At 60.0% G+C, this 22,552-nt stretch carries 17 protein-coding genes; 8 read left to right on the top strand and 9 right to left on the bottom strand.

Features of this window, described 5'->3' with window-relative positions; translation table 11 throughout:
- Positions 1-304: 304 nt before the first annotated feature.
- From ACFMO7_RS06180 to ACFMO7_RS06170, 3 genes are all read left to right on the top strand, one after another.
- On the top strand, positions 305-1,765 hold the full coding sequence (locus ACFMO7_RS06180) for a CHAD domain-containing protein (RefSeq protein WP_376794643.1): 1,461 nt from the start codon (positions 305-307) through the stop codon (positions 1,763-1,765).
- 4 nt (positions 1,766-1,769) lie between these two features.
- Positions 1,770-2,291 carry a CHAD domain-containing protein gene (locus tag ACFMO7_RS06175; RefSeq protein ID WP_376794642.1) on the top strand — a complete coding sequence of 174 codons (522 nt, stop codon included), beginning with the start codon at positions 1,770-1,772 and terminating at the stop codon, positions 2,289-2,291.
- A gap of 176 nt (positions 2,292-2,467) precedes the next feature.
- Positions 2,468-3,109: a hypothetical protein gene (locus ACFMO7_RS06170; protein ID WP_376794641.1), complete on the top strand. Its 642-nt coding sequence runs from the start codon at positions 2,468-2,470 to the stop codon at positions 3,107-3,109.
- 141 nt (positions 3,110-3,250) lie between these two features.
- Here ACFMO7_RS06170 and ACFMO7_RS06165 read toward each other — a convergent pair whose 3' ends face one another.
- The 3 genes from ACFMO7_RS06165 to secD form a co-directional block, all read right to left on the bottom strand.
- Positions 3,251-4,183: a VOC family protein gene (locus tag ACFMO7_RS06165; protein ID WP_376794640.1), complete on the bottom strand. Its 933-nt coding sequence runs from the start codon at positions 4,181-4,183 to the stop codon at positions 3,251-3,253.
- Positions 4,184-4,305: 122 nt separating this feature from the next.
- Positions 4,306-5,820 (bottom strand): protein translocase subunit SecF, encoded by a 1,515-nt coding sequence (secF, locus tag ACFMO7_RS06160; protein ID WP_376794639.1) that lies wholly within the window; start codon positions 5,818-5,820, stop codon positions 4,306-4,308.
- 12 nt (positions 5,821-5,832) lie between these two features.
- Positions 5,833-7,209 (bottom strand): protein translocase subunit SecD, encoded by a 1,377-nt coding sequence (secD, locus tag ACFMO7_RS06155; protein WP_376794638.1) that lies wholly within the window; start codon positions 7,207-7,209, stop codon positions 5,833-5,835.
- Between the two features lie 723 nt (positions 7,210-7,932).
- Between secD and ACFMO7_RS06150 the strand changes: the two genes are divergently transcribed.
- Both ACFMO7_RS06150 and ACFMO7_RS06145 read left to right on the top strand, forming a co-directional pair.
- On the top strand, positions 7,933-8,727 hold the full coding sequence (locus ACFMO7_RS06150) for an ABC transporter ATP-binding protein (protein WP_376794637.1): 795 nt from the start codon (positions 7,933-7,935) through the stop codon (positions 8,725-8,727).
- A complete protein-coding gene (locus tag ACFMO7_RS06145; RefSeq protein WP_376794636.1) occupies positions 8,724-11,498 on the top strand; it encodes an ABC transporter permease in 2,775 nt (924 codons plus the stop codon). The genes ACFMO7_RS06150 and ACFMO7_RS06145 overlap by 4 nt, the downstream gene beginning before the upstream one ends.
- 140 nt (positions 11,499-11,638) lie before the next feature.
- On the opposite strand, the gene ACFMO7_RS06140 is transcribed toward ACFMO7_RS06145, so the two are convergent.
- On the bottom strand, positions 11,639-12,925 hold the full coding sequence (locus tag ACFMO7_RS06140; protein WP_376794635.1) for an alkaline phosphatase family protein: 1,287 nt from the start codon (positions 12,923-12,925) through the stop codon (positions 11,639-11,641).
- A gap of 137 nt (positions 12,926-13,062) precedes the next feature.
- Here ACFMO7_RS06140 and ACFMO7_RS06135 point away from each other — a divergent pair, with 137 nt between their 5' ends.
- The 3 genes from ACFMO7_RS06135 (at position 13,063) to ACFMO7_RS06125 (ending at position 16,443) form a co-directional block, all read left to right on the top strand.
- The gene (locus tag ACFMO7_RS06135; RefSeq protein ID WP_376794634.1) at positions 13,063-14,208 is read left to right on the top strand and encodes an acyl-CoA dehydrogenase family protein; all 1,146 of its coding nucleotides are present in this window, start codon (positions 13,063-13,065) and stop codon (positions 14,206-14,208) included.
- 373 nt (positions 14,209-14,581) lie between these two features.
- Positions 14,582-15,460 (top strand): GNAT family N-acetyltransferase, encoded by an 879-nt coding sequence (locus ACFMO7_RS06130; RefSeq protein WP_376794633.1) that lies wholly within the window; start codon positions 14,582-14,584, stop codon positions 15,458-15,460.
- 764 nt (positions 15,461-16,224) lie between these two features.
- On the top strand, positions 16,225-16,443 hold the full coding sequence (locus ACFMO7_RS06125; RefSeq protein WP_376794632.1) for a hypothetical protein: 219 nt from the start codon (positions 16,225-16,227) through the stop codon (positions 16,441-16,443).
- A gap of 119 nt (positions 16,444-16,562) precedes the next feature.
- On the opposite strand, the gene ACFMO7_RS06120 is transcribed toward ACFMO7_RS06125, so the two are convergent.
- The 5 genes from ACFMO7_RS06120 to ACFMO7_RS06100 all read right to left on the bottom strand — a co-directional run bounded on the left by ACFMO7_RS06120 (position 16,563) and on the right by ACFMO7_RS06100 (position 21,929).
- Entirely contained in the window at positions 16,563-18,023 is a 1,461-nt protein-coding gene (locus ACFMO7_RS06120; RefSeq protein WP_376794631.1) for a glycosyltransferase family 87 protein, read from the bottom strand.
- Positions 18,024-18,328: 305 nt separating this feature from the next.
- Positions 18,329-19,285, bottom strand: a complete 957-nt coding sequence (locus tag ACFMO7_RS06115; RefSeq protein WP_376794630.1) for a glycine betaine ABC transporter substrate-binding protein — start codon at positions 19,283-19,285, stop codon at positions 18,329-18,331.
- Positions 19,286-19,418: 133 nt separating this feature from the next.
- On the bottom strand, positions 19,419-20,096 hold the full coding sequence (locus ACFMO7_RS06110; protein WP_376794629.1) for an ABC transporter permease: 678 nt from the start codon (positions 20,094-20,096) through the stop codon (positions 19,419-19,421).
- A gap of 34 nt (positions 20,097-20,130) precedes the next feature.
- Positions 20,131-20,790: an ABC transporter permease gene (locus ACFMO7_RS06105; protein WP_376794628.1), complete on the bottom strand. Its 660-nt coding sequence runs from the start codon at positions 20,788-20,790 to the stop codon at positions 20,131-20,133.
- Positions 20,791-20,927: 137 nt separating this feature from the next.
- The gene (locus ACFMO7_RS06100) at positions 20,928-21,929 is read right to left on the bottom strand and encodes an ABC transporter ATP-binding protein (RefSeq protein WP_376794627.1); all 1,002 of its coding nucleotides are present in this window, start codon (positions 21,927-21,929) and stop codon (positions 20,928-20,930) included.
- Between the last annotated feature and the right edge of the window lie 623 nt (positions 21,930-22,552).

The following is a 22,552-nucleotide window of genomic DNA, read 5'->3' as shown; positions in this document are numbered from 1 at the left end:
GTTCCGTGTCGTTATATTACTCCGACCTGGTTTTTTTGTCAAGAGGTTTGCGGGCGAATTTCCCAATCGGCGGCCATATTGCGACCCTCTTCTCCGAGCCGAGGGCAGGCATGCTATAATGAGACAAAAGCGGCCCCTGGCCGATCTTCCTGAGAGGCGGCCTGATCCCTGGCCTGCTCAGCCCAGAGCGAGCGCTCTCGAGCAAGCGTTTCCAGGTGGGCTGGGCCGGGCGGTCAGACTCCTCCAAAGGGTCCCAGGCGGAAGAAAGGGCTGGTTCTGTAGAAAGAGCGAGAGAAAACCACCTATGGGAGTAGAATCGCGACCGATCCGCGCCGCCATAGACATTGGCAGCAACACGATTCACATCGTCGTCGCTCGCTGTTGGCCTGATCACCTCGACATCCTTGCCGATGAGCTGGACCTTACCCGTCTTGGGGAGAGCGTCAACGCCGACGGCACCATCTCTGAGGAGAAGGCGCAAGCAGCTCTGGCTGTAGTTGCGCACTACGTTGCCCTGGCCAGGAATCTCGGTGCGGAAACGATCCTGCTGATCGCCACCGAGGCTATCCGGCGGGCCAGCAATCGCGAGGCCTTCCTCGCGCGTCTTGAGCAGCAGATAGGGCTTCCCGTGGCCGTAATCAGTGGCGAGGCGGAGGCCGTCCTCACCTTCTACGGGGCCACCTATGAACTCTATCGTGCGGGTCAGGCTCCTCTTGACCTCGGAGTGGTCGATCTGGGCGGTGGGAGTACCGAGCTGGTCACGGCCCATGACGGTCGCGTGTCCTGGCGTCTTTCGCTCCCGATCGGCTCCGGCTGGCTCCTCGATCGTTATCTGCCTTCTGATCCCCCAGGTCGCCAGGAACGAGCCGCTGCGCGTCTTTTCCTGCAGGAGTACCAGCGCAAGCTGAGCATCCCGCTCTATCCGCCGGTGCTGGTTGCCACCGGTGGCAGCGCTAACTCTCTCTGGTTGCTCGCCGAACGTGCCTTCGGCGTGGCGGGTCCCCAACGCTCACTCAGCGCCGACGACCTGGCTCAGTGCGAGGGCCTGCTTGCTGCCCTCTCGGCCAGAGAGATCGCTGAGCGCTACGGACAGCCCTACAAGCGAGCCCGTATTCTCCCTGCCGGGGCTCTCATCTTGCGGAGCCTGCTGGCGCGCCTCGGACTAGATCGGCTGCTGATTAGTCCCCACGGCATTCGCGAGGGGGCGTTGCTGGCCTACGAACGCTACGGTCCTGGCTGGTTGCTCGAGGTTGAGCGACAGGGAGCGCTTGGCCATCAGAACCAGGCGTCAGAAGCTCCCAGGGGGAGCATCGCGGAGGCGGAGGAGAACTTTCTCGCCTATGGCCGTCGCCTACTCACCGAGCGCCTGGAGAAAATGCTCTCCTGGCGCCGCCCGCTCCTGAAAGAGCCAGAAGAGGAAGCTGTACACAAGATGCGTGTGGCCACGCGGCGCTTGCGAGCTGCCCTCGATGCCTACCGCGGCTATCTGGAGCCGGCGGCCTTCAAGAAGCTCTATCGCCGTCTCAAAAAAACCGCTGCCCTGCTTGGGGCCGTGCGAGACAGCGACGTCATGCTCCTCAACCTCCGCGCACTCCTGGCAGGAGCTGACACCCAAGAGCGTTCCTCTCTCCTTTGGCTGCTAGCCGTCCTGGAAGAGCAGCGCAGTCAGCAAGCCTCTGCACTTCAGGAGCACCTCCGCGAACTCGATGGCGAAGCCTTACATGCCCAGCTACTGGCCTGCTTTGCAGCAGAGGAGGAATGTTAAAGGAATGGCCAAAGCCCAGTCTGTTCGGGGTCTTGATCCCTGTGCGCCCGCCTCACGCAACGCCTGCCTGATCGCCTTACAGCGTCTGGAGGAACTCTATAGCTGGAGCCAGGCAGCGGACAACCCACAGGATACAGTGCATCAGCACCATCTGCGCATTGCCATCAAGCGACTCCGCTACACCCTGGAGCTATTCGCGGAAGTGCTGCCAGCAGGCTGTCAGGCTGCTCTCACTGAACTGGAGCGCCTCCAGGAAGAGCTGGGGAAGCTACATGATCAGGACGTCCTGATCGCCTTGATCGAAGGAACGCTAAGTGGGCGCCAGGCCCTGGAGGGGTCCGCAGAGGCCATTGTCTTTCCAGATCTTCTTGAAGAGCCGCCCTCTATGGTGCAAGTTGGTCTCTCGCACCTTCTCCAGCGTCTTCTGCAGGAACGCGAGAGGCATTTCCTGGCCTTCCGTCAACATTGGCAGGAACTGGAGGCTCGCCACTTTCGGCAAGAGCTGCAGGCCCTCCTGCAGAGCTAACCTTTTCCGGAGCCGGCCGGTTGCAGGTCCTGATCTCTTCGTTCTCCTCTACCCAGCAGTCTTCATCAATCTGGTGTACAATAAGAACAGGTAAAGGGACAGTAAACGCCAGGTTAAAACTATGCTACAAAGCATGGTCCGATGAAGAGCGTGGCGTATAAAGGTGGGTATACCGCATGCATTCCATAGAAGATCAATTGGAGTGGTGGCAGCTTCCGCAGCCCACTCCCGAAGAGCTACAGCTCAGCGGAGGATTACAGGTAGAAGACTGGCCCCATGCCCGTCATGTGGCGCGTCTCTCTATGCAACTCTTTGCTGCCACAGAACCACTGCATGGCCTCGATGCTAAAGCGCTGCGCCTGCTAGAGCGGGCGGCCCTCTTACACAACACCGGCATGCTCGTTGAAGCCCGGCGCCATCACAAACATTCCTTCCGCCTGATCAAGGAGACACCGCTGCCCGACTTCTCCGACGAGGAGCGTCACGAGATCGCCTGCATTGCTCGCTACCATCGGCGCGCCTTGCCGAGTCTGGCTCACGAAGAATACGCGGTGATGAGCCGTACGGCGCGCAGGCGTGTCTCCATGCTCGCGGCCCTTCTGCGCATTGCTGATGCCCTCGACTACAACCACGACGCCCGAGTCCTGCGCCTGACCAGTGTTCCCGAGGAATGCACGCGGGAGCGCTGGACCATTCAGCTCTGGACACGTCCCCTGGCTGATCTGGACGAAGAGCTTGACCAGGCTCACGAAAAAGCTGATCTCTTCGAGAAAGTCTTCAAGCGAAAGCTGCGCTTTCAGATCGCAGCAGCGGAGTAAGGGGACAGGCTGACGGGAGGAAGGGGGGCCAAAACCTGATCCGGTCCAGCCTGTTCAGCCAGGTCCTGGCCTGCTGCATCTCTTCTCAGACTGGCCCCTTTGGCTCCTCTCCCTATCCTATCTATCTGCCTGAGCGTTTGCTCAAGTAAACTGGCGCAGTACGATGGATGCTCCGCACGTAAAGCTCGGATGAATCCAAAGAACTGGTTGGGGTTGCTCGTAGAGAGAATAGGAGACACCTTGCTGGTCAAGGTAGCGTCGGGCCGTTGCCAGATCGCTTACCTCCAGTGTCATCCGACAAAGGCTCTCTCCCACCACCTGGAGATAGCGCCGCAAACTGCCCGGCGCCGGCAAGAACTCACCTGGGTGAGTGGTTGCATCCTCGGTGCTGGCCAGGGGCGGAGGTGCAGCCAGCTCAAAGCACTGGGAGCCGTTCCCCAAGGGCAGAGCCGTCAAGAGCGCCTCCCAGTGCTCGGCCTCGCCCGAGTGGGGAGCGGAGGTCTCCAGGCCATACATATGGCTGAAGCGCCGTCGTGCCTCTTCCAGCTCAGCTACGGCGATCGTCGCACTGCGAACGCGCACGGCTCCCAACGGATGGGCCGGTGGCTGCTGCCAGCCAGCCAGACGGAAGCGGCGCTCGTCGCCGCTGCTATCGTGCTGGATCAGAAAAGGGTAGTGCTGAGCCAGATCGGAACGCTCAATATCGGCGCGCAGCCAGGAGCGGGAGCGACCATCGGCGGCTCGCAGCTCCCCACGAGTGGGACCCAGCACGGGTACGCCCTGGGCTTGCAGCCGTTGGCAATCTGCTTCAAGAGCGTCAGAGGACAGGGCGAAGTTCCAGTAGCCTTCCCCTTTGGCAAGGCGTTCCAACATGCTGGGCTGAGCCTCATCCGGCGCCACCACCGTAATCAGCTCCAGATAGGTATCGCCGATCACAATAATACGGTTAGCCGTTCCGGCGGCGGGATGGCGCCCGCCGCCGGAGACGGTCAAACCCAGCTGCTCCCTGAAGAGAGCAGCCGCTCTCTCCAGATCCTTGACCCCGATAATAACATGGTCAATGCCAGTCAGCATCGCCTTTCAGCTTTCTAGGCTCCTTTGCTGGAGCGCTGGCCAGGCCAGTCAGTCCCCGAAGCGGCTGGCCGGCTCTCCGAAGCTGGGCCAGGTGCTCGCTCCTCGACCGAGAGCGCAGATAGCTAGCCGCGAGTCGAAGTCAGCTCGCGCTCGCGGGAGCGGCGCCCGTTCTGGGCCACAGCGCTGCCGCCACCGAAGCGGGCTCGCAGCCAGCCCAGGCCAAGCTCCCCCTTCTCCCAGATCACCAGCAACATACTCGCGTTAAAGATCGACGAATAGGTACCGCTGAAGATACCGAGCAGCAGCGTTCCCGTGAATGGCCGGATCGAGACGCCGCCGAAGAGGGTCAACGCAGCCAGCGTGAAGAGCACCGTCAGCGAGGTATTCAGTGAACGCGCCATGGTCTGCACCAGACTGGCGTTCACCACCTCCTCGAAGGTCTCCACCGTCCGTCGCTGCATATTCTCGCGGATGCGGTCGAAGACCACGATAGTGTCATGGACCGAGAAGCCGATCACCGTCAGCAAGGCGGTGATAAAGAGGGCATCCACCTGGAAGCCGGTCGTCCAGCCCAGAATGGAGGAGACTCCCAGAACCACCAGCACATCGTGCACCAGGGCGAGCACCGCGCATATGCCGTAGCGCCAGGGGCGTGGCACCTTGCGGAAGGCGAACCAGATATAGAGCAAGATCAGGATCGAGGCGGCGATAACTGCCAGAATAGCGTTGCGCTGAGTATCTGCCGCCACCGAGCCTTGGACGGTAGCCGTCTGGAGGAGCTGGACGTAGGTATTGCCCTGATTCACAAAGGCGCTTTCGATCGAGGCCTGCAGATTCGCATCCAGAGGAGTGACCGTCAGGATATTAATCGTTTGGGTGGTCGTCCCCTGGCGGATATCCATGACCTTGACCGGAATGTTGGCCGGGTTACTGCTGGAGCCGCTCGAGGGCGTCGCGCTCGCGGTGGCAGTGGGAGTAGCCTTTGCCGTCGCGGTGGCTGTTGGGGTAGCCCCCTTGGCAGCAGCCGTGGCCGTGGCCGTGGCCGCAGCCGCAGCGGTCGCTGTCGCCTTGCTTTGAGCGCTGGCGGTAGCCGTCGGGGTCGCGGTGGTCGTGGGCGTGGGCGTGGCCGACGAAACGCTGCTGGAGGAGGTGGCCTTCGTCGTATCGGTGGTGTTAGGCAGCTTACTCAGAGCCTTGCGGATGTCGTCCACCTTGGGGGTGACCCCTTTGGGGAAGTTGGTCACCGTGACGATCGTGACCTTCTTGCCGCTGTAGACCAGGTCATCGAAGGTGATTCCCAGGCTCGTGCTCTTATAAAGCGTCTGCAGGTCCTTCTTAATCGTGTCCTGAACGTTGCTATCGACAGTTGTATTCAAGCGCACCCAGACTGTGCCCTTACCGGCCAGTGTCTGGTCGCTGCCGAGCTGGACCTGCACATCCTTGAGTGGGAAAGGCTTGAGCAGGTTCCGCACGGTGGTGATGGTCAGCTGCTTTTCCGGTCGCAAGCTGAGGGAGGACCCGCCGGCGAAGTCGATGCCGACGTTAAGCCCTTTGAAGATCAGGGAGAGGATGCCGGGTATGATCACCAGCAGCGAGAGCCCCAGGAAGAGATAGCGCTTTTCAACAAGCCTGAACACAGCAACCTCCTCTTACAGCGAGCTACGCCGTCCGGCAGTCGCCGCCGCGATCGAGCCGGCGGGCAGACCGAAGAGGGCGGGATGGTTGATGACTCCTGTCGGCACCAGCACATTCAGGAAGGTACGTGTCACCACGATGGCCGTGAACATGCTGATCAGCACGCCCAGGATAAGGGTTGTGGCAAAGCCGCTGATGATCGTGGCGCCGAAGGTGTTTCCGAAGAAGAAGAGCACCAGGCAGGTAATAATCGTAGAAAAGTTGGAGTCGCGGATCGAGGGCCAGGCTCGCTTCCAGCCGGCATCGATCGCCGCCGCCAGCAAGCGGCCAGCGCGTAACTCCTCCTTGACGCGCTCGAAGATCAGAACGTTGGCGTCCACTGCCATACCGATCGAGAGGATGAAGCCGGCGATTCCGGCCAGGGTCAGCGTTACGCCGATGAGCTTAAAGACGGCGAAGGTGAGGCCCGCATAGAGCGCCAGGGCCAGATCAGCCAGCAAGCCCGGGAGGCGGTAGTAGAGGAGCATGAAGAGCACAACCATACCGAGGCCGATGGCGCCGGCGATCAGGCTTTTCTGAATGGAGTCGGTGCCCAGCGTTGGGCCGACGGTTTCCAGACTGGCGATCTTGAGAGCGATGGGCAAGGCTCCGTAGCGTAGAACCGTTGCGATCGACTGCGCCTCTTGAAGGGTAAAGCGACCGGTAATGACGCCCGGGCCGTTGATGGCGCTCTGGATAACGGCGGACTGAATAACCTTGCGATCAAGGGTGACCGTCAGGTAGTCCCCGATGTGCTGTTGGGTGAACTGGCCGAATTTGGTGACGGCGTCCCCCTTCATGGCGAAGTTGATCTGCAACTGGCCCGACGAGTCCGTGCTCACCCCGATCTGGCTGGGGTCGAGGTCCTTACCAGTGAACCAGGGCTTTCCCCCCGGGTTAGTGCTGGTATATTGGCTGGGGTCAAAGGTGCTGTTCTCGGAGAGCGGCGTCGAACCAGTATCCCAGAATTCGAGGTTGCCCGCTTGCAGCAGCGTCTGCAGAGCCTGGGTCTGGTTGCCGGTGTTGAAACCCGGCAGCTCAACTGAGATGCTGTATTGGTTGCCGTTCTGCTGCACACGGATGCTCGGCTCCGAGACGCCCAGACCACCGTTGACGCGCTGCTCGATCAGGTTACGCGCGGCCTGAATGGTCTCATCGGTCACTTGCTCGTTGGGATTAGAAGGCACCAGTAAGGCGCGTACGCCTCCCTGCAGATCTAGTCCCAGATTGACCTTAAAGTCATGGTTAATCCCCAGGAAGTGGATGCCTGGCGTGCTGGGCCAATCGATATAGGCCGCACAGGCCGCCAGGATGACGATCAGCAGGAGGAGTAGGGCTGTTCCTCTACGCATAGCGTCTACGTTCTCCTCGCTCTCTGCCTGGTTTCCTCCCTGGTCGGCCTGCACGGCCTCTGGCTCTCCTTGCCGTCCGTCCCGCGCTGCCCAGATCCCAGGGAAGAAAACTCAGGAAAAGAGATGATATTTAGGTTTGGCCAGCACCGGCCAGAACTCCCCAGAAGCCAGCCCGACCCGATTGCCTCGCTGAAGGGAAAGGCTAGGCCGCTGATGAGCGCAGGCGGTCGCTGTTGTTCGATTCCTTACAGTAGCTCGCTGTTTCCTTTGTCAAGGCCGTACGATGAGTTCCTGTGCAGTATAGCATAGTTGATGATGCTTGCCTATCCCGGACTCTCGAGCAGGGCCTGCCTGAGACACCCGGAGCCTCTTTCCTCCTTCCCCCGGCTGTCTTCTTGATCTGCCGGAGTGCAGCCTCATCGCCAGTAGCTGGCCTCCATCCCTTCGGTAAAACTGACTAAGGAAAGACCCAGATCTGAGCGATTCCTGTATCGTTCGCCCCTTGACAGTTGACATAGCAGTATGTTATACATTCGAGAGATATAGCAATAAGCTATAGCTGGTGGGAGAAGCCGCCAATCGCCGCTGGTCACGCGACCAGCTACCCTCTTTCGTTGGAAAGGCAGTCATCTCTCTCGTAGATGAAGGAAGAGGGGAGGGCGCGGGTAATCATTCTTGCTGGTATGGAGCCAAGCAAACAAGAAAGAAGGGAGCATTACGGACATGGAAGAACAAGTGCGGGGCAACGAGGGAGCCGAGCCGCTCACACCCCATGCTCAGGCAGCCCGACAGGAAGAAAGGCCCTTGATCTTGGGGGAGCCGATTTTGCAAGTTGAAGAGGTGACGCGCAGTTTGCCGCTGGGACATGAGCGCATCGAGATTCTGCGCGGTATCAGCTTCAGCGTGCGTCAAGGGGAGTTCGTCGCCATCGTTGGCCCTTCAGGCTCGGGCAAAAGCACCTTGCTGGGCATCATTGCGGGCCTGGATAACCCGACCAGTGGGCGCGTCATCATTGATGGCGTCGACGTGACGCGCATGAGCGAGGGGAAGCTGGCCGCTGTGCGCAACCAGAAAATCGGTATGGTCTTTCAAGCCTTCAATCTCATCCCTACCCTCACCGCTCAAGAGAACGTTGAGATCCCTCTCTACGTTGGTAAGCACAAGGGGTCACCGGCCGCCCGGGCGCGCGAACTGCTGGAGCTGGTTGGTCTCTCCCATCGGCTCAGGCATCGTCCGACCCAACTCTCGGGAGGCGAGCAGCAGCGGGTTGCCATCGCGCGCGCCCTGGCAACCGATCCCCCGATCGTGGTCGCCGATGAGCCTACTGGGAATCTGGATGCTACTAACGGCGAGAAGCTGCTGCAGCTGATCGCTTACCTGCGCTACACCACCGGTAAAACCTTTATCATTGCGACGCATGATGCGACGGTCGCTAGCCATGCCGATCGCGCTATTCGCATCGTCGACGGTCGCATTGCCGCTATCGAGGTGCTGAGAGAGGAGGTCATCCGTTCATGAAAGCCTCTCTCTACTTCAAGTACAGTTGGCGTTCGCTGCTTAGGGGCGGTCAGCGCAGCGTGCTGGCGATCCTCTGTATCGCCGTGGGCGTGCTGGCTATTGTCTCCCTGGAGCTGGTCGGCCAGATGATCAATCTGGCTTTTACCAGCAATGTTCGCGAGGCCAACGGCGGTGACGTGGATGTCTCTAGCTATATCTATCCATTTAACGATAACGATCTATCCTTTTTTGAGCGGCTCAAGCAGCGGGGGGATATCAGCGCCTACACGCCGGTGATCAACGCGCGCGCTTCGACCCAGCTCGCCGCCGATTTGGGAGACAGCTTCCAGCTTGTGGTGATTGATCCGCAGACCTTCCCGGTCGTGGCGTCGCCCACCTTCCTCCAGCCGCAGGGTGGGAGCTTTGCCCGCCTGGTGCAAGATGAGCAGGTGGTAGTGACCCAGAGCTTTCTCGATCAATATCATCGCAAGGTCGGCGATACCCTGACCGTCTACGCCTCCGAAACCTCCAGAAGCTCGACGGGGCGCTCTCTGCATGTCAAGATTGCCGGTGTGATTGCCAACGAGGGCATGGCCGCGCTCGCGGGCAGTGCCATGTACCTGTCGGTACAGACCTATCAAGCGGCCGCTCCCAGTGTGCCATTGCTCTATGAGAACGTCTATATCTCGACCGGTAACGATCAAGCCCGTGCTGACCGTGTAGTCAAGGCTATTCAGAACCAGTTCTACTATGCCTCAACGAGTACGCCGGCCGATGCTTTAAAGGCTGATCAGCAGCAGGTTGACTTCATTCGCAAGTTTTTGGAGATTGCTGGCCTGCTGGCGCTGCTCATTGGGGGTGTCGGCATTGTCCACACCATGCAGGTGCTCCTCTTGCGGAGGCGGACGGAGATTGCCATGCTGAAGACTGCCGGCTATCGGCGACGCGATCTCTACCTGCTCTTTGGGCTAGAGGCCGGCCTGCTGGGCCTTGTCGGTGGAGTGATAGGCTCGGTCATCGGTGCTGGCGTCAGCCTGCTGGTGCGCGGCCTGATCATGCAGTTCTTCATGTTCAATCTGCCGCTCAGCTTTGATCCGCTCATCCTGGGTGGGGGAGTGCTAATCGGTCTGGGGACCGCCCTCATCTTTGGCCTGATGCCGATTGTCCAGGCGGCCAATATTCGCCCGCTGAGTGTCATCCGCGAGCTTCCAGAGGGCTTCCGTCCCAGCAGCTATGCCCTGACCGTGGGCCTGCTCTTCTTGCTCTCCCTCCTTTTCTGCGCCATGTCCATTGTGATTCTCAACAACGCTGTGCTTCTGGGCATCGGCGTCGTTTACGGTACGTTCATCTTCCTTGGTGTGCTCAGCGTCTTCTTTGTGCTGGCGGTGATCATCATTAGCTTGCTCCCGGTACCGGAGCGGCTCAGCCTTGGCTTCCTCGCCCTGATCCTGGTGGCCCTTGTCATTTCCGGCTTGATCACTATCGTCCTGCCGGTTTTTGGCTCTTTGCTCTTGCTGGCGAGCGTGGTTGGGCTGGTGACGGTCTTCCTGCCCGCTACCTGGAAGGTCACTATCAAGATGGCCCTGCGCAATATTGGGCGTCAGCGTGCGCGCACGACCACCACCATGCTGGCCCTCTTCGTGGGGATCTTCACGATAGGTCTGATCCTGATTCTAGGGCAGGATCTGCGCGATGCCATTAATGCCTCGCTGGCGCAAGTCATCTCCTACAATGTCATTGCGACTGCTAATGACCAGCAAGCTCAGCGGCTAGAGGCCCAGTGGAGCAGTGTGCCCGGTGTCCAGAAGCGGGAGCGCCTGATCATCACCTCGTGTCTGCCGCTGACGATCGATGGGGTACCGCTGCAGACCCTGCTACGCCAGGCCGCTCAAACGGCCTCGAACTCGCAGGTGACGCAGAGAGAAGATCTGATTGTGCTTTTCTATCTGAGCAACCTGCAGGGCTACGATCTGGCTCATGGGCAGCTCCCACCGGCGGGCCTGACCATCACCCAGGGGCGCAATCTCAATGCTTCGGATGTCGATAGCAACCATGTCCTCTTGCCTGCAGACGTCCTCGATTTTGGGGGGCTGAAGCAGCATCTCAGGGTCGGCAGTCAGTTGGCCCTCCGGAGCCAGGATGGCAAAGTCGTGCGCGTGGTCACCGTGGTTGGTTTCTACAGGATGAGCGGCCTGAACACGGGCACCTTTATCGGCGGGCTGCTGGCACCTCTCTCTCTCGTGCGGGAGTTAGCTCCGGGCGGGCAGGCGACCGACATCTACTATCTCAAGATCGACCCTGCTCAGGTGGGGAAGGCCCTCGATCGTATGCAGACTATTGCCGGGGCCATCTCGGTCACCAATCTGGCGAATCTGGGCGATTATGTGAACCAGTTCTTGAGCTACATTATCCTGACGCTGAGCGCCATTGCCTCGCTCTCGCTCTTCGCTGGCATTGTCATCATAGCCAATGCCGTTGGCCTGGCTATGCTGGAGCGCCGGCGTGAGCTGGGCATTCTCAAGGCCGTAGGCTATACCAGCCGGGCAATCCTCGGCGAGGTCCTCCTGGAAAATGGGACTGTGGCCGGATTAGGCGCTTTCCTGGCTATGCTGCTGGTTAGCCTGGCTCTCAGTCTGTTGGGCCACTTCGTCTTCAATATCAACCTGGGCAGCAGCGAGATCATCGTGCTGGCCCTCATCGCGGGGGCGGCGGTCCTGGCCATGCTTGTAGCGGCCCTGGTGGCCTGGGGGGCGGTGCGCGTACGTCCCCTGGAGGTTCTGCGTTACGAGTAAGAAGCAGCTCTGACGAGGTGGGCGCGGGCAGGTCGAAGGGAATCAGCGCCGGCGAGGTGGAGGCTTGGAGGTCAGCAAAGAAGGTCCTCCAGGTCCCCACCTCGTTGGCTGTTCCTGTGGGGGGCCTATCTGCCCAGACGTCAGAGCGGCAAGAGCAGCAGAGGAATCTGCATCTCTGCCGGGGTCAGGCCTCCGTGATGGCCTCGGAAGCGCATCTCGAAGCGACCTTTTTCAAACCACCAGACGCTTTCCCCTTCATAGGGCAGGACAACGATGTCGCCCAGGCGCTTCAAAAAGACCTCGCTCGGAGCCTGACGGCCAAAGAAATGGGAGGCGATCAGCTCCTGGGTGCGGTAGACTTCGGCTCGCCCGGCCAGCGCCCGCTCGAGCAAAGCGATAGCCTCAGCTACGGCTTCCTCTCTCACATAGAGAAACATGTCTCGGGCGGAGCCGGCTGCTACCAGCGGGCGGCCCTGACGCGTTGTGCGCAACAGAGGCACGATCTCTGGCAACTGGAGGTTGAGATAGAAGGTCGTTTCCGGATGAACTGCTACCATTCCGTGATCGGCGGTTAATAGAAGCAGTGTCTCGGCCAGTTGACCGCGCAAAGGTCGATAAAAGTGGGTCTCCAGGGCGCTCCAGAACTGCCTGGCTGCCTCCTCGAACTCGGCGGAGTCGGGGCCGAAGCGATGGCCGCTGGCGTCGATCTGGTCGAAGTAGAGCACATAGTAGGCTGGGGTCGCTCCGCGGGCGCTGGCTGCAAGCAGATGCTCACGCAGCTCGTCGAGCGCTTGCGGCAGCGTGTCGAAAGCGTGAACGCTGGCCCCACGAAACACCGCGTTGGAGAAGGTCGATGGCGTATAGGAACGGTGCTGGAAAATCGTGCTGCGCACGCCGGAGGCGCTCAGCCGCTCGTAGAGCGTCTGCTGTGGATAAAAGGCGGAGGGAGGTAGGCCGGATCGCCTCAGGGTATCGGGCGTGAATTCTCCAGCGTAGGAGAAGAGCAGCGGGGCGATCACCTCATCAACCAGCGGCTCATAGTAGGTCCATTCATAGACGCCGCTCTGGCCAACCTCCAGGCCAGTATGGATGGTGGTTGTGTGAGCCGCCGTAGTTGATGGGAACTGCGAGGTAAGGAGCGAGATGACGCCCTCGTCGAGGGCCAGACGCAGCAAGGGGAAACGCTCGGCGTAGCGCTGCAGGAAGTGCCAGCCGAAGCCATCGACAAAGAAGAGAATCACTCGTTGGTAGCGCCGGGGCAACGAGCCAAAGACATCGTTGGGCAAAGCGCTCTTGCCCTCGCCGGTCAGCAAGGTCAGAATCGTCTGCGGGATGTTGGCGAAGCAATAGGTCTCATAGAGTGGCCTGGTGAAGGCGCGTGAGAAGCGGGCCTTCTCGACCGCCTGTACAGAAGTGGTATTCAGCATGCTCGGTTCGCTTTCCAGGGGGAGGGGTCGCCGCTCGCCTGATTCATCATTATAATAGAGTATACGCGACTCACCGCCCAAAAGATAGAGCACGCAGGCGCGGTCCGTGTCCGCCAAGAGAAAGGATAAAGCAGAAGATGGACTTCGAACTTCCTGAAGAGCACCGGCTGGCCTACGAAAGCGCTCTGCAGTTTGCCCTGCGCGAGATTAAGCCCTTGACACCGGAGCTGGAGCGCAGCGATGATTTCCCGCGCTGGCTCTGGCAGAAGCTGGCCGCTCAGGGCTATACCGGCATTGGCATTCCTGAGACCTATGGTGGCAGTGGCGGGGACTTCCTGATGGCGGCCCTGGTGGCCCGGGCCATTGGGCGAGCCAACGGGGGCGTCGCTATGTCATTTGGGGCCCATCTCAATCTCTGCGCACACAATATTTTGCGGAATGGAACGGAAGAGCAAAAGCAGCGCTATCTGCCGAAACTGGCGGCGGCGGAGATGATCGGAGGCCTGGCTCTGACCGAACCCGATGCCGGCTCCGACGCTATGGGCATCCGCACGACTGCCCGCGCCGTTGAAGGGGGCTTCGTGCTCAACGGTACCAAGGTCTTTATCACCAATGGGCCGATCGCCGATCTGCTCATCGTCTATGCCAAAACCAGGCCGGAGGCGGGTAGCCGTGGCATCACCGCCTTTCTCTTTGAGACTCAGACACCGGGCTACCGTGTGGCCCGCAAGATTGAGAAAGTGGGTATGCATGGCTCTCCCACGGGGGAACTTCTCTTTGAGGAGGCCTTTGTACCAGCCGAGAACGTGCTCGGTCAGCTCAATGAGGGCTATCGGGTGGTGATGAGTGGTCTCGACCTGGAGCGTGCCTTTTTTGCCGCCAGCATTGTCGGCGGTATTGAGGCGGCCCTGGAGCTATCGCTCAAGTATGCCCGCGAGCGCCAGCAGTTCGGGCAGCCAATTGCCAACTTTCAGCTCATCCAGGCCAAGCTGGCCGATATGTATACCGATCTGGAAGCGGCTCGCCTTCTGGCCCACCGGGCCTTGTGGCTGGCTCAGCAGGGGCGGCGCGTGAGCAAGGAGGCAGCCGCGGCCTTGCTTTTCGCGGCCCGTGCCCAGTGGCGAGCCGCCAACGAGGCCCTGCAGATTCATGGGGGCTGGGGCTACACGACTGACTTCGAGGTTGAGCGCATGTGGCGCGATGCCCGTCTGGCGGAAATCGGGGCCGGCACAACCGAGATCCGCCAGTTGATCATCGCCCGTGAACTGCTCGGTATGCGCTGATCTCCAACGGCGATCTTCCTACCTCTCCCTGGCCTACCCCTGGGGAGCGAACCAGCGAGCGAGATACAAGGAGGCTCGTGTGAGACCACGTTCTGGGGCGCTCTCTGATTGACAGTAGGGCTGCTCGTATGGCAATGTAGAGGGCGACGTAGGCTGGGCATGGGGCTGGCTGAGAGCCGTCGGTTGAGGAAAAGCGTGGCGCTCGTCATGGAAAGTCCCTCTCAGCTCGATCTGGCGCTCGGCGTTGGGCTGCCGGGATCATGGCGGGTGCCCTTTCTTTACCCTGCGGAAAGGTCTCAACGGGCGAAGGCCGTGCTGCAGGGGGATATCACCGAGACAAGTGCCCTGGCTGGCTAGATTGGATCGGCAGAACATGCAAAAACATGGTTTGGTGCGAAAAAGAACGCTCGCCGCTGACGACCTGCAGGAGATTGCCTCGCTGGCATCTTTATGCAGAGAGCGCGAGGGAATCGAGGTGCGTCTGCTCTGGGAGATGCTGCGCGCTCGCTCGGGACAGGTGACTAACGATTTTCTCTACTATGAAGATGGCCAGTTGCTCGGCTATCTGGCGCTTTATAGTTTCAATGCGCGCGAGGCTGAGCTGACGGGAATGGTTCACCCCGACAGGCGTCGCCAGGGCATCTTTTCGCTGCTCTTTCGCCTGGCCAATCAGGAGCTGAAGTATCGCGGTGTGCCGCGCATCCTGCTCTTTTTTGATCGCAGCTCGCTGGGGGCCCAGGGCTTTGCGCGGGCTGTGAAGGCCCGTTATCACAACTCGGAGTACCGGATGGTGCGAGAGCTGGGCAGCGCTCCGCTTCAGGTTGAGCCACGGGCGGGAATCCGCATTCGCCCGGCGCGGGCCGATGAGGCGCCGCTGCTGACGCGCATTACAGCCCGCGCCTTTGAGATGACGGAGGACCGAGCGTTGCTGGCGGAGACGACGCGCGACATTACCAGTCCGCGGCGAGTGACCCTGGTGACAGAGGTCGCCGATGAGGTCGTTGGGCTGATCCGTTATATCGACGATGAGGAAGAGGCTTTTATCTATGGTTTCTGCATGTTGCCTGAGCACCAGGGCAAGGGCTACGGACGCCAGACGCTGGCCTGGACGGTCGAGCATATTCTCCACCAGCGTCCGCGCCGGATTGCCCTGGAGGTAGATACGACTAACGAGGGTGCGCTGGCGCTCTATCGCTCCTGCGGCTTTGAGATCACCACGACCTTTGATTATTACGAAGTGCCAGTTAGCTGAAGAGAGGGGCGGGGTTCCTGGTCTCCTGGTGACTTCCCCAGGTGCGCCAACGACCTCTGCGCTCGCTTTGCTCGATCGGACCCTCGCTGCAACCAAGCTACGCAGGCTGGCTGCGACTCGAGATGGTCCTACTCGTCTCGCACCCCGCCCGACCCTGTTTGAGGTTATATGGCAGGTCTGGTAGGTCACTGGTAGGTCAGCAAAGGGCGACTCCACGCTTCGCTCTCTAGCTAACGGTCCTGGCCAGGAAATGGCATCTCCTACCCTGCCCCCACTCCCCAAAGATGGGAAAGAAAGAGGCGAAAGCCCATAGGGCCTTTCTCGCCTGGCTCCAGATAGCTCATCTGCTCTTCTCTCCTGCTGTCTCTCAGCTCTGGGGGACCACAGGTAACCACCTCCGTCTGTAAGTAGGCTCCTGTGCCTGGCGAGGAGTGGCCTGCTGTGACAGCTACCGTAGCCTGTCTTCGTCTCGCAGGTCGGCCTCAAGCTCACTCTGCCCAGAGGTCTCCCGCTGCTCAACCACCTCGGTTCGGTGAGCGATTGGCTCGCTCACGCTACTGGAAAAGGTGACAGATTGGCTGTGGTTAGGCAACCTTTTTCTGCGTACGGTTGTTCTTAGGAAAAGGAGTAATGGTAGCCAATCCACGGCGGGATACTGGGCAATTGCTTGTCCCGGGAAGCAAGGCGGCTGGCCCCCGTGATCTGAGATTCTTATCAGTTCAAGGGCCTTGTGAAACGGTCTGTCCTTTTTCAGGAGGTGCCCTATGATGTACATCTTGCTTCTCTTGTTACTCGTTGTCCTGCTCGACATCGCAGCCCTCCTCTGGGGCGCCGACAGCCGCGATGGTCCCGAGAGCCCGGAATGGCGCCGACGGAGCTCCTGGTTTTTGCCCATCGATCACGGAGGGCCGCGAGGCCGCGGCTCTAAGAAGAGCTACCTTGACCTCTATCGTCGTACTCCTTATGAGGAACGAACATTCTGATGATAGGCTGTCCTCTCCTCATAAAGAGTTGGCCCATGAAGGAGCGGCCGAAGCTGTCGGTAGGGGCACAGGGAGGGTGAGGTCCTGAAACCAAATAGCCCCTTTCGGGCAGGACTGCTCTAGCTCCGAGTGCCAGCTCGGGGGCGGCAGAGGGACGCTAAAGTTGCCTGTGCCAGCCCCAGGAGAGGGGGCCAGTAGACCAGCGCGTAGTAGAGTGTCCAATCGCGTGCGTACATGAAGAAGTAAGCCAGCGGCGTCGCACAGGCAAAATACCAGGCCCAGAGCGCCGCTGGCCCAATCAATTGCGGGCCTGAACCATCCTTCTTCTGTTCTGGAAAGTTGAGCAGCGTTGCGGCCAGCGGGACCAGGACGGTTGTATACCAGGGAAAGATGTGAGCCGAGACGACGAACAGGGCACTGATCAGCAGCAGAGAGGCGGCCTCTCGGGAAAGACGCTGCCGCCAGCGCAGCCAGACCACCATCAGCGCTGTTCCCCCCATGATCATGCCCATCAGGATCTCCTCCAGCCAGTGAAGCAGCGCCGCGCCCAGGGGAGTATGCAGCCCCAACCAATGGCTGAGCTGCTGTGGCAGGCCGGCGTTCGGTGTATAGCTGCCGGCATAGCTCTCAAAGGGACTCTGCAGCTCGCCATGTCCCAGAATCAGATAGGGCAGATAGCCGGCGACCAGCGTAACGAGCCAGACAATCAGCAGAAGCCAGTCCCGCCGGCGGGCGATGGCCAGCAGCAGTAAGGCGGGGTAGAGGCGGACCAGCGTTGCCATGCCCAGCAGGAAGCCAGTCACGGCCCTCCCACGGCGGCTAGCCTGATCGGCGGCCAGCAGCGTGAGCACAGTGAAAAGAACCGCTGGCGCGTCGACATGGCCCTGAATGGCGAACTCCACGATCGGCAATGGACACCAGGCGTAAAGCACACAGCGCCCGGCATCCTTGCCCCGCCGCTGCAGCAACCAGGCCAGAGCGGCGCAGGTTAGCCAGTCGCAGCCCACAAAGATCCCTTTCAGGACCGTCAGATTGCTTGGTGCCAGCAAGTAGCTGAGCAGAAAGAAGAGCTGGGCGCCGGGCGGGTAAAGCGTCGGCACGTTGCGATAGCGGCTATTAGCAAAGACGAAGTCGCGCAGCTGAATGAAATGCGGATCCCCTGGGGCATAGACGTAGGGACTATAGCCCAGCAGGGTCACGCGCGCATCCCACAGGTAGCGCCAGGCATCTGGCGAAAGCACTGGTGAAAGAGGCAGCAGCATCAGACGCAGCACAAGCGCTCCCCCCAAGAGCAGAGCCAGTTCCAGGCTGCGTGCTCTCCCTGTCAGGGGTGGACTCATGTATACAAGCAAGCAGGCCAGGAGATAGGGTAGAAAAGTTAACAGCCAGCGCCAGACAAAAGCGTTGATCAGCGGGGCGGGACTACTGGTCGAGGGGGGAGCAATCAATAAGGGTACCTGCAAGAGCGCCTGTACGAGCCAGAGCAAAGCCAGCATAGCCAGACGCCAGCCCGAAGGCAAAGGCAAAGCGGCTAGCCGGCTTGCCTCTCGCTGCTCGGCCTCTCTGGCCAACCGTACCATCGCTGCCTCCCAGGGCAAAGATCGGATCGGGATCAGAGAGCAGGATCGCCCTCGCGGCGGCCCGCGTCGCCTCCATCATAGCACATCGCTCCCCTGTTTTCTCCTCTCAGAGCAAAGAACCGTAGTCCCTGGGAAAGCCAGGCAGGAGAGAAAAAAAAGAAGCAGCCCTCTCTCACTCAGACCGCGGGCGCTGGACCAGGGTCCTGGCAGGAAAGCAGCAGAGCTGCCGTCGTAGTTGGGCCTTGAAGGGGCTGACTGACAGCAGCTCTGCTGGTCCGATCAGAAAGCCGCAGCGTGGAGTCGGCTTAGAGCAGGCCCACGCTCTTCAACCAATTGGTCGCCACCTGCGTAATCGCCTGAGAGCGCGGCGTACCGCTATTGACGGCCTGCGTCACCTGGCGCTGCAAGTCGATGCTGACCTGGGTCGTCAGCTTCGGCGCCAGCGGATTCAGGGCCGTGGCGATGCCTGGAGCCTTTTTCAGTGTATCCTCACGCACGATAGGAGCCGGATTATAGATGGGGAAAGCGTTCTTATCGTCCTGGAGCAAGACAAAGCCGTTCTGGTCGATCAGGGCGCTCGTTGTATAGCAGACATTCAGCTGCGCCTGATTCTGCTTGACGGCATTAAAGGTCAGGGCCTCATCCATAACGATCACCTTTTTGAAATGGACGCCATAGATTGACTCCATTGTCTGCAACGGCTCCTGACCATCCGTAGGTGCCGCCACCGTCAGCTGCGAAGCCACAGCCGCGGGAAGCTGTGAGAGCTTCGTGATCTGCAGCGGGGCCGCAGCCATCTTCGGCGCACAGATACCATACGTATCGTTGAGCGGTGCCACATCCAGCCAGACGATCTTATACTTGCTCTCAAAGCCCTGCTTCACAAGCTGATAGTCCTTCTGCGGATCATGCGTTGTCTGCAGACCCAGACGCTGCAGCCCCGTGGCCGTAAATTCAGGGTAGAGATCGATCGCCCCACTGGTGATCGCATTAAAGACCACGTCGTTGGTGCCCAGGGCAGGCTTTTCAATCACCTTGAAGCCAGCGTGGCGCAGCAGGAGAGTATACATCTTTGTCAGAAGCTGGGCCTCGACATCAAGCTTGCCTCCGACCGTGAGCGTAATCTGGCTGTTAGGCGAGGAAGAGGACCCCCCACCTGAGCTGGAAGAGCCACCACAGGCAGCCAGGACGATCAGACTAACCCCCACCAAAGACAGCAAGAGTAGCGTACGCAGGCGCACCAACAAGCTGGTAGAACGCATAGATTCTCTCCTCATAAGATCCGAAATAGGATAGACGGACTCCACTCTCAGTATAGCCATCGAGCAAGAATAGAGAGGCCAACAGTCAGCGCAAGGCCGAGAAACGCAGTGACCTGCGCTCAAAGGGGACTTCTCAAGCTCGGGCGGCCTCGCTCAAAGCCATCTCCTGGACGCGCAGACCGGCAGGGGTCAGAGCGCGCTGGAGCCAGCCCATCAGTAGCTCAACCAGCATCGCCAGCAGGGCCACGGGCAGGGCACCTGCCAGGATCTGGACCGTCTTAAACTCGTAGAGGCCATTGACAATATACTCGCCGTAGCCGCCGGCCCCAATAATGGCCGCCAGCGTGGCCGTAGCCACGATCTGAACCGCCGAGGTACGCACCCCTGCCGCCACGATAGGCAACACCAGCGGCACCTGGATGCGCAGCAGGATCTGTCGCGTATTGAGACCCATTCCCCGGGCAGCATCGATAATGGCAGGCTCAATGCTACGGATACCGGTATAGGTATTGAGCAGAATGGGAGGGATGCCCAACAGCGTCAGCGCAACCACGGTTGGCTTAAAGCCTACCCCCAGATAGGGAAGGGCAGCGGCCAGGAAAGCGATAATGGGGATAGCGCGCATCAAGCCACTCAGATTAACGGCCACAAACGACAGCAGTGGGCTGCGAACCACAGCCACGCCGATGGCAATTCCCAGCAAGGTAGCCAGAACCACCGAGACCGCGCACACCTGCAGGTAAGCGAGAGTGTGATCCCAAAAGGCGTTGGCTGGGTCCAGAATGAACTGCCACAGCTGCACCAGCAACATGGCGATTTCCTCCTCTCCTCTCTTCCTCGCTGGCCTAAGAGGCCAACGCCACCTGGCCGCGCCCGCGTTCCAACGCGCGCTGCAACAAGAGCAAGACTAGATCGGCTACCAGCGCAAAGAGTGCCAGCAGAATCGCCCCGGCCAGGATCGTATCGTAGTCTCCCAAGGGAATACTCTTAAAAATCAGATCGCCCAGTCCCCCCTGGTCGACCAGCGAAGCCAGCGAGGCGATGCCGATTGTCGTAACGGTTGCCACGCGAATCCCTGCTATAATCACGGGCATCGCCAGTGGCAGAGTGACACGCCAGAGAATCTGCAGCCGGTTCATGCCCATCGCCCGCCCGACCTCGATCAATAAAGGGTCGATGGCGCTAATCGCTGTAGAGATGTTGCGGACCAGCACCAACTGGGCATAGAGCACCAGAGGAATGACCACCGTTGCCAGCGAGAGCTTGGTGATTGTCACCAGAATGCCGATCAAGGCCAGCCCGGGAATCGTGTAGAGCAGACCCATCAGCGTGATAACTGGCAGGCGAAGGCGCCGGTAACGCACGATGAGGAGCCCCAGCGGGAAGGCAATCGCCAGGGCGATCAGCATGCTGATCGTCACGATCGTCAAATGCTGCAAAAGAAGATTGGGTATACTACTTGGATCTGAAATATCATAGCTGGAAGGACTTGTTAAGTAGCGCATAAGCAACCCCACAATGAAAAACGGCATAGAAAGCGGGAGGCCGCAGAGAACACGCAAGGGATGAGACCAAAGCGACCAACTGGGTGGGTTTAAGCAACCCAGGGTACTCCTTACTCCTCCCCTCGCTCTGCCGGCTCTCATCGGGCCGGGCTGGCCGTTGTTGGCTCGCTGTAGCGGACCGTAGTAATCGCCTGATTGATAGCGCTGAGGGTAATGGAGCCGATTGGGGCCTGGCGCTGCTCATCGTAGACGGTCAGGGACTGGGCGCCAGAAGCGATCAGGCTCATCAGGGCCTCCAGCAGCGTTGTCTCTGGAGAGCAGCGTGGCTGCCTCTCCACCTCGCTGGTGGCCTCTGAGGCGGTCTGCATAGCGCTTCTTACCGGCAAGTACTGGAGCTGGCGCTGAATATTGTCGGAGCCGATGAGCCGGCTCACAAACTCATTGGCCGGTCGCAGGAGCAGATCCACCGGGGAACCGATCTGAATAAGGCGACCCTCGGAGAGAATCGCGATCTGATCTCCCAGGCGGAAGGCCTCCTCTACATCGTGGGTGACGAAGAGAATCGTCTTACGCATCTCGCGCTGAATGCGCTGCAGCTCGTCCTGCAAGTGAAGACGTGTGATGGCGTCCAGGGCGCCGAACGGCTCATCCATCAAGAGAATAGCCGGATCGGCGGCCAGGGCGCGGGCCAGACCGACGCGCTGCTGCTGACCGCCGGAGAGTTGGCGGGGGTAACGCCGGCGATATTCCGCTGGGTCCAGGCCCACCAGGGTCAGCAGCTCCTCGACGCGCTTCTCCATGCGCGCCTTAGACCAACCGGCGATTTCCGCTGTAACGCGCACGTTCTCGGCGATGGTCATATGAGGGAAGAGGCCGACCTGCTGGATGACGTAGCCAATGCGCCGGCGCAGCTGAATGGGGTTTTCCTCGAGAATGGGGTGGCCATCGATCGTAATTGTTCCGCTGCTCGGCTCGATCAAGCGATTGACCATACGCAGCAGGGTCGTTTTGCCTGAGCCAGAGGTGCCCAGCAGCATGCAGATCGAGCCTTCGGGCACTTCGAAGCTAACATGATCGACAGCGGGCTTGCTGGCACCGCGGTAATACTTACTGACCTCATGGAACGCGATTCTGGCCATGCGACACTCCTTCGCTAGAGCAATGTTGACTGCTCTCTCTGACTGATCCCTTTGCGCAGCTCCCTCTATTACGCACAGTCTGCGTTGGTGGACAGTGACAGAGCATGATACGCTGCCGCTGTGCCAGCTGTTGCCTTCTTTGAGGGGAGGCAACTGCAAGCCCCCGTTGGCGTCAGGAGGACGCCGTGCTCTTGTACTCTTCGCTTTGACTCTCTCGCTCGCTCAATCGATCGGAAAAGAACCTCTTCATTATGGCACAGAGCGGCCTCCCCCTGCAAGCCAGCCGGTGGCAGCCAGGCTGAACATCGACAAGGCTTCATCATATAGACACGATGAGGGCCAGCTTTGGGTGCACCTCTCTTCTGAGAGCCAGGCTGGCGCTGAGGTTAGCCCACTCGTCGCTGCCGCTGAGTGAGGAGGAGTCCTGGGGCATCTGCGTCTCATTAGCCAGATAGCTCTCTTCATTGCCTTCTAAAAATTTTTTGATAGAAATCTGACAACTTCCCCATACTTTCTTGAATTTCTCGGCGTATGATCCTGGTGTAACGATAGAGGCCCTGCACAACGAAGCAGTTGCGATGCGGCTTCTCTAGCCGGCGGATTGGCACACGATTTGCACGCAC

The sequence above is a fragment of the Thermogemmatispora sp. genome, from assembly GCF_042408735.1.
Lineage (GTDB): Bacteria > Chloroflexota > Ktedonobacteria > Ktedonobacterales > Ktedonobacteraceae > Thermogemmatispora.
The sequence above is the reverse complement of the archived record's forward strand: the minus strand, read 5'-3'. Positions and strand labels throughout refer to the sequence as shown.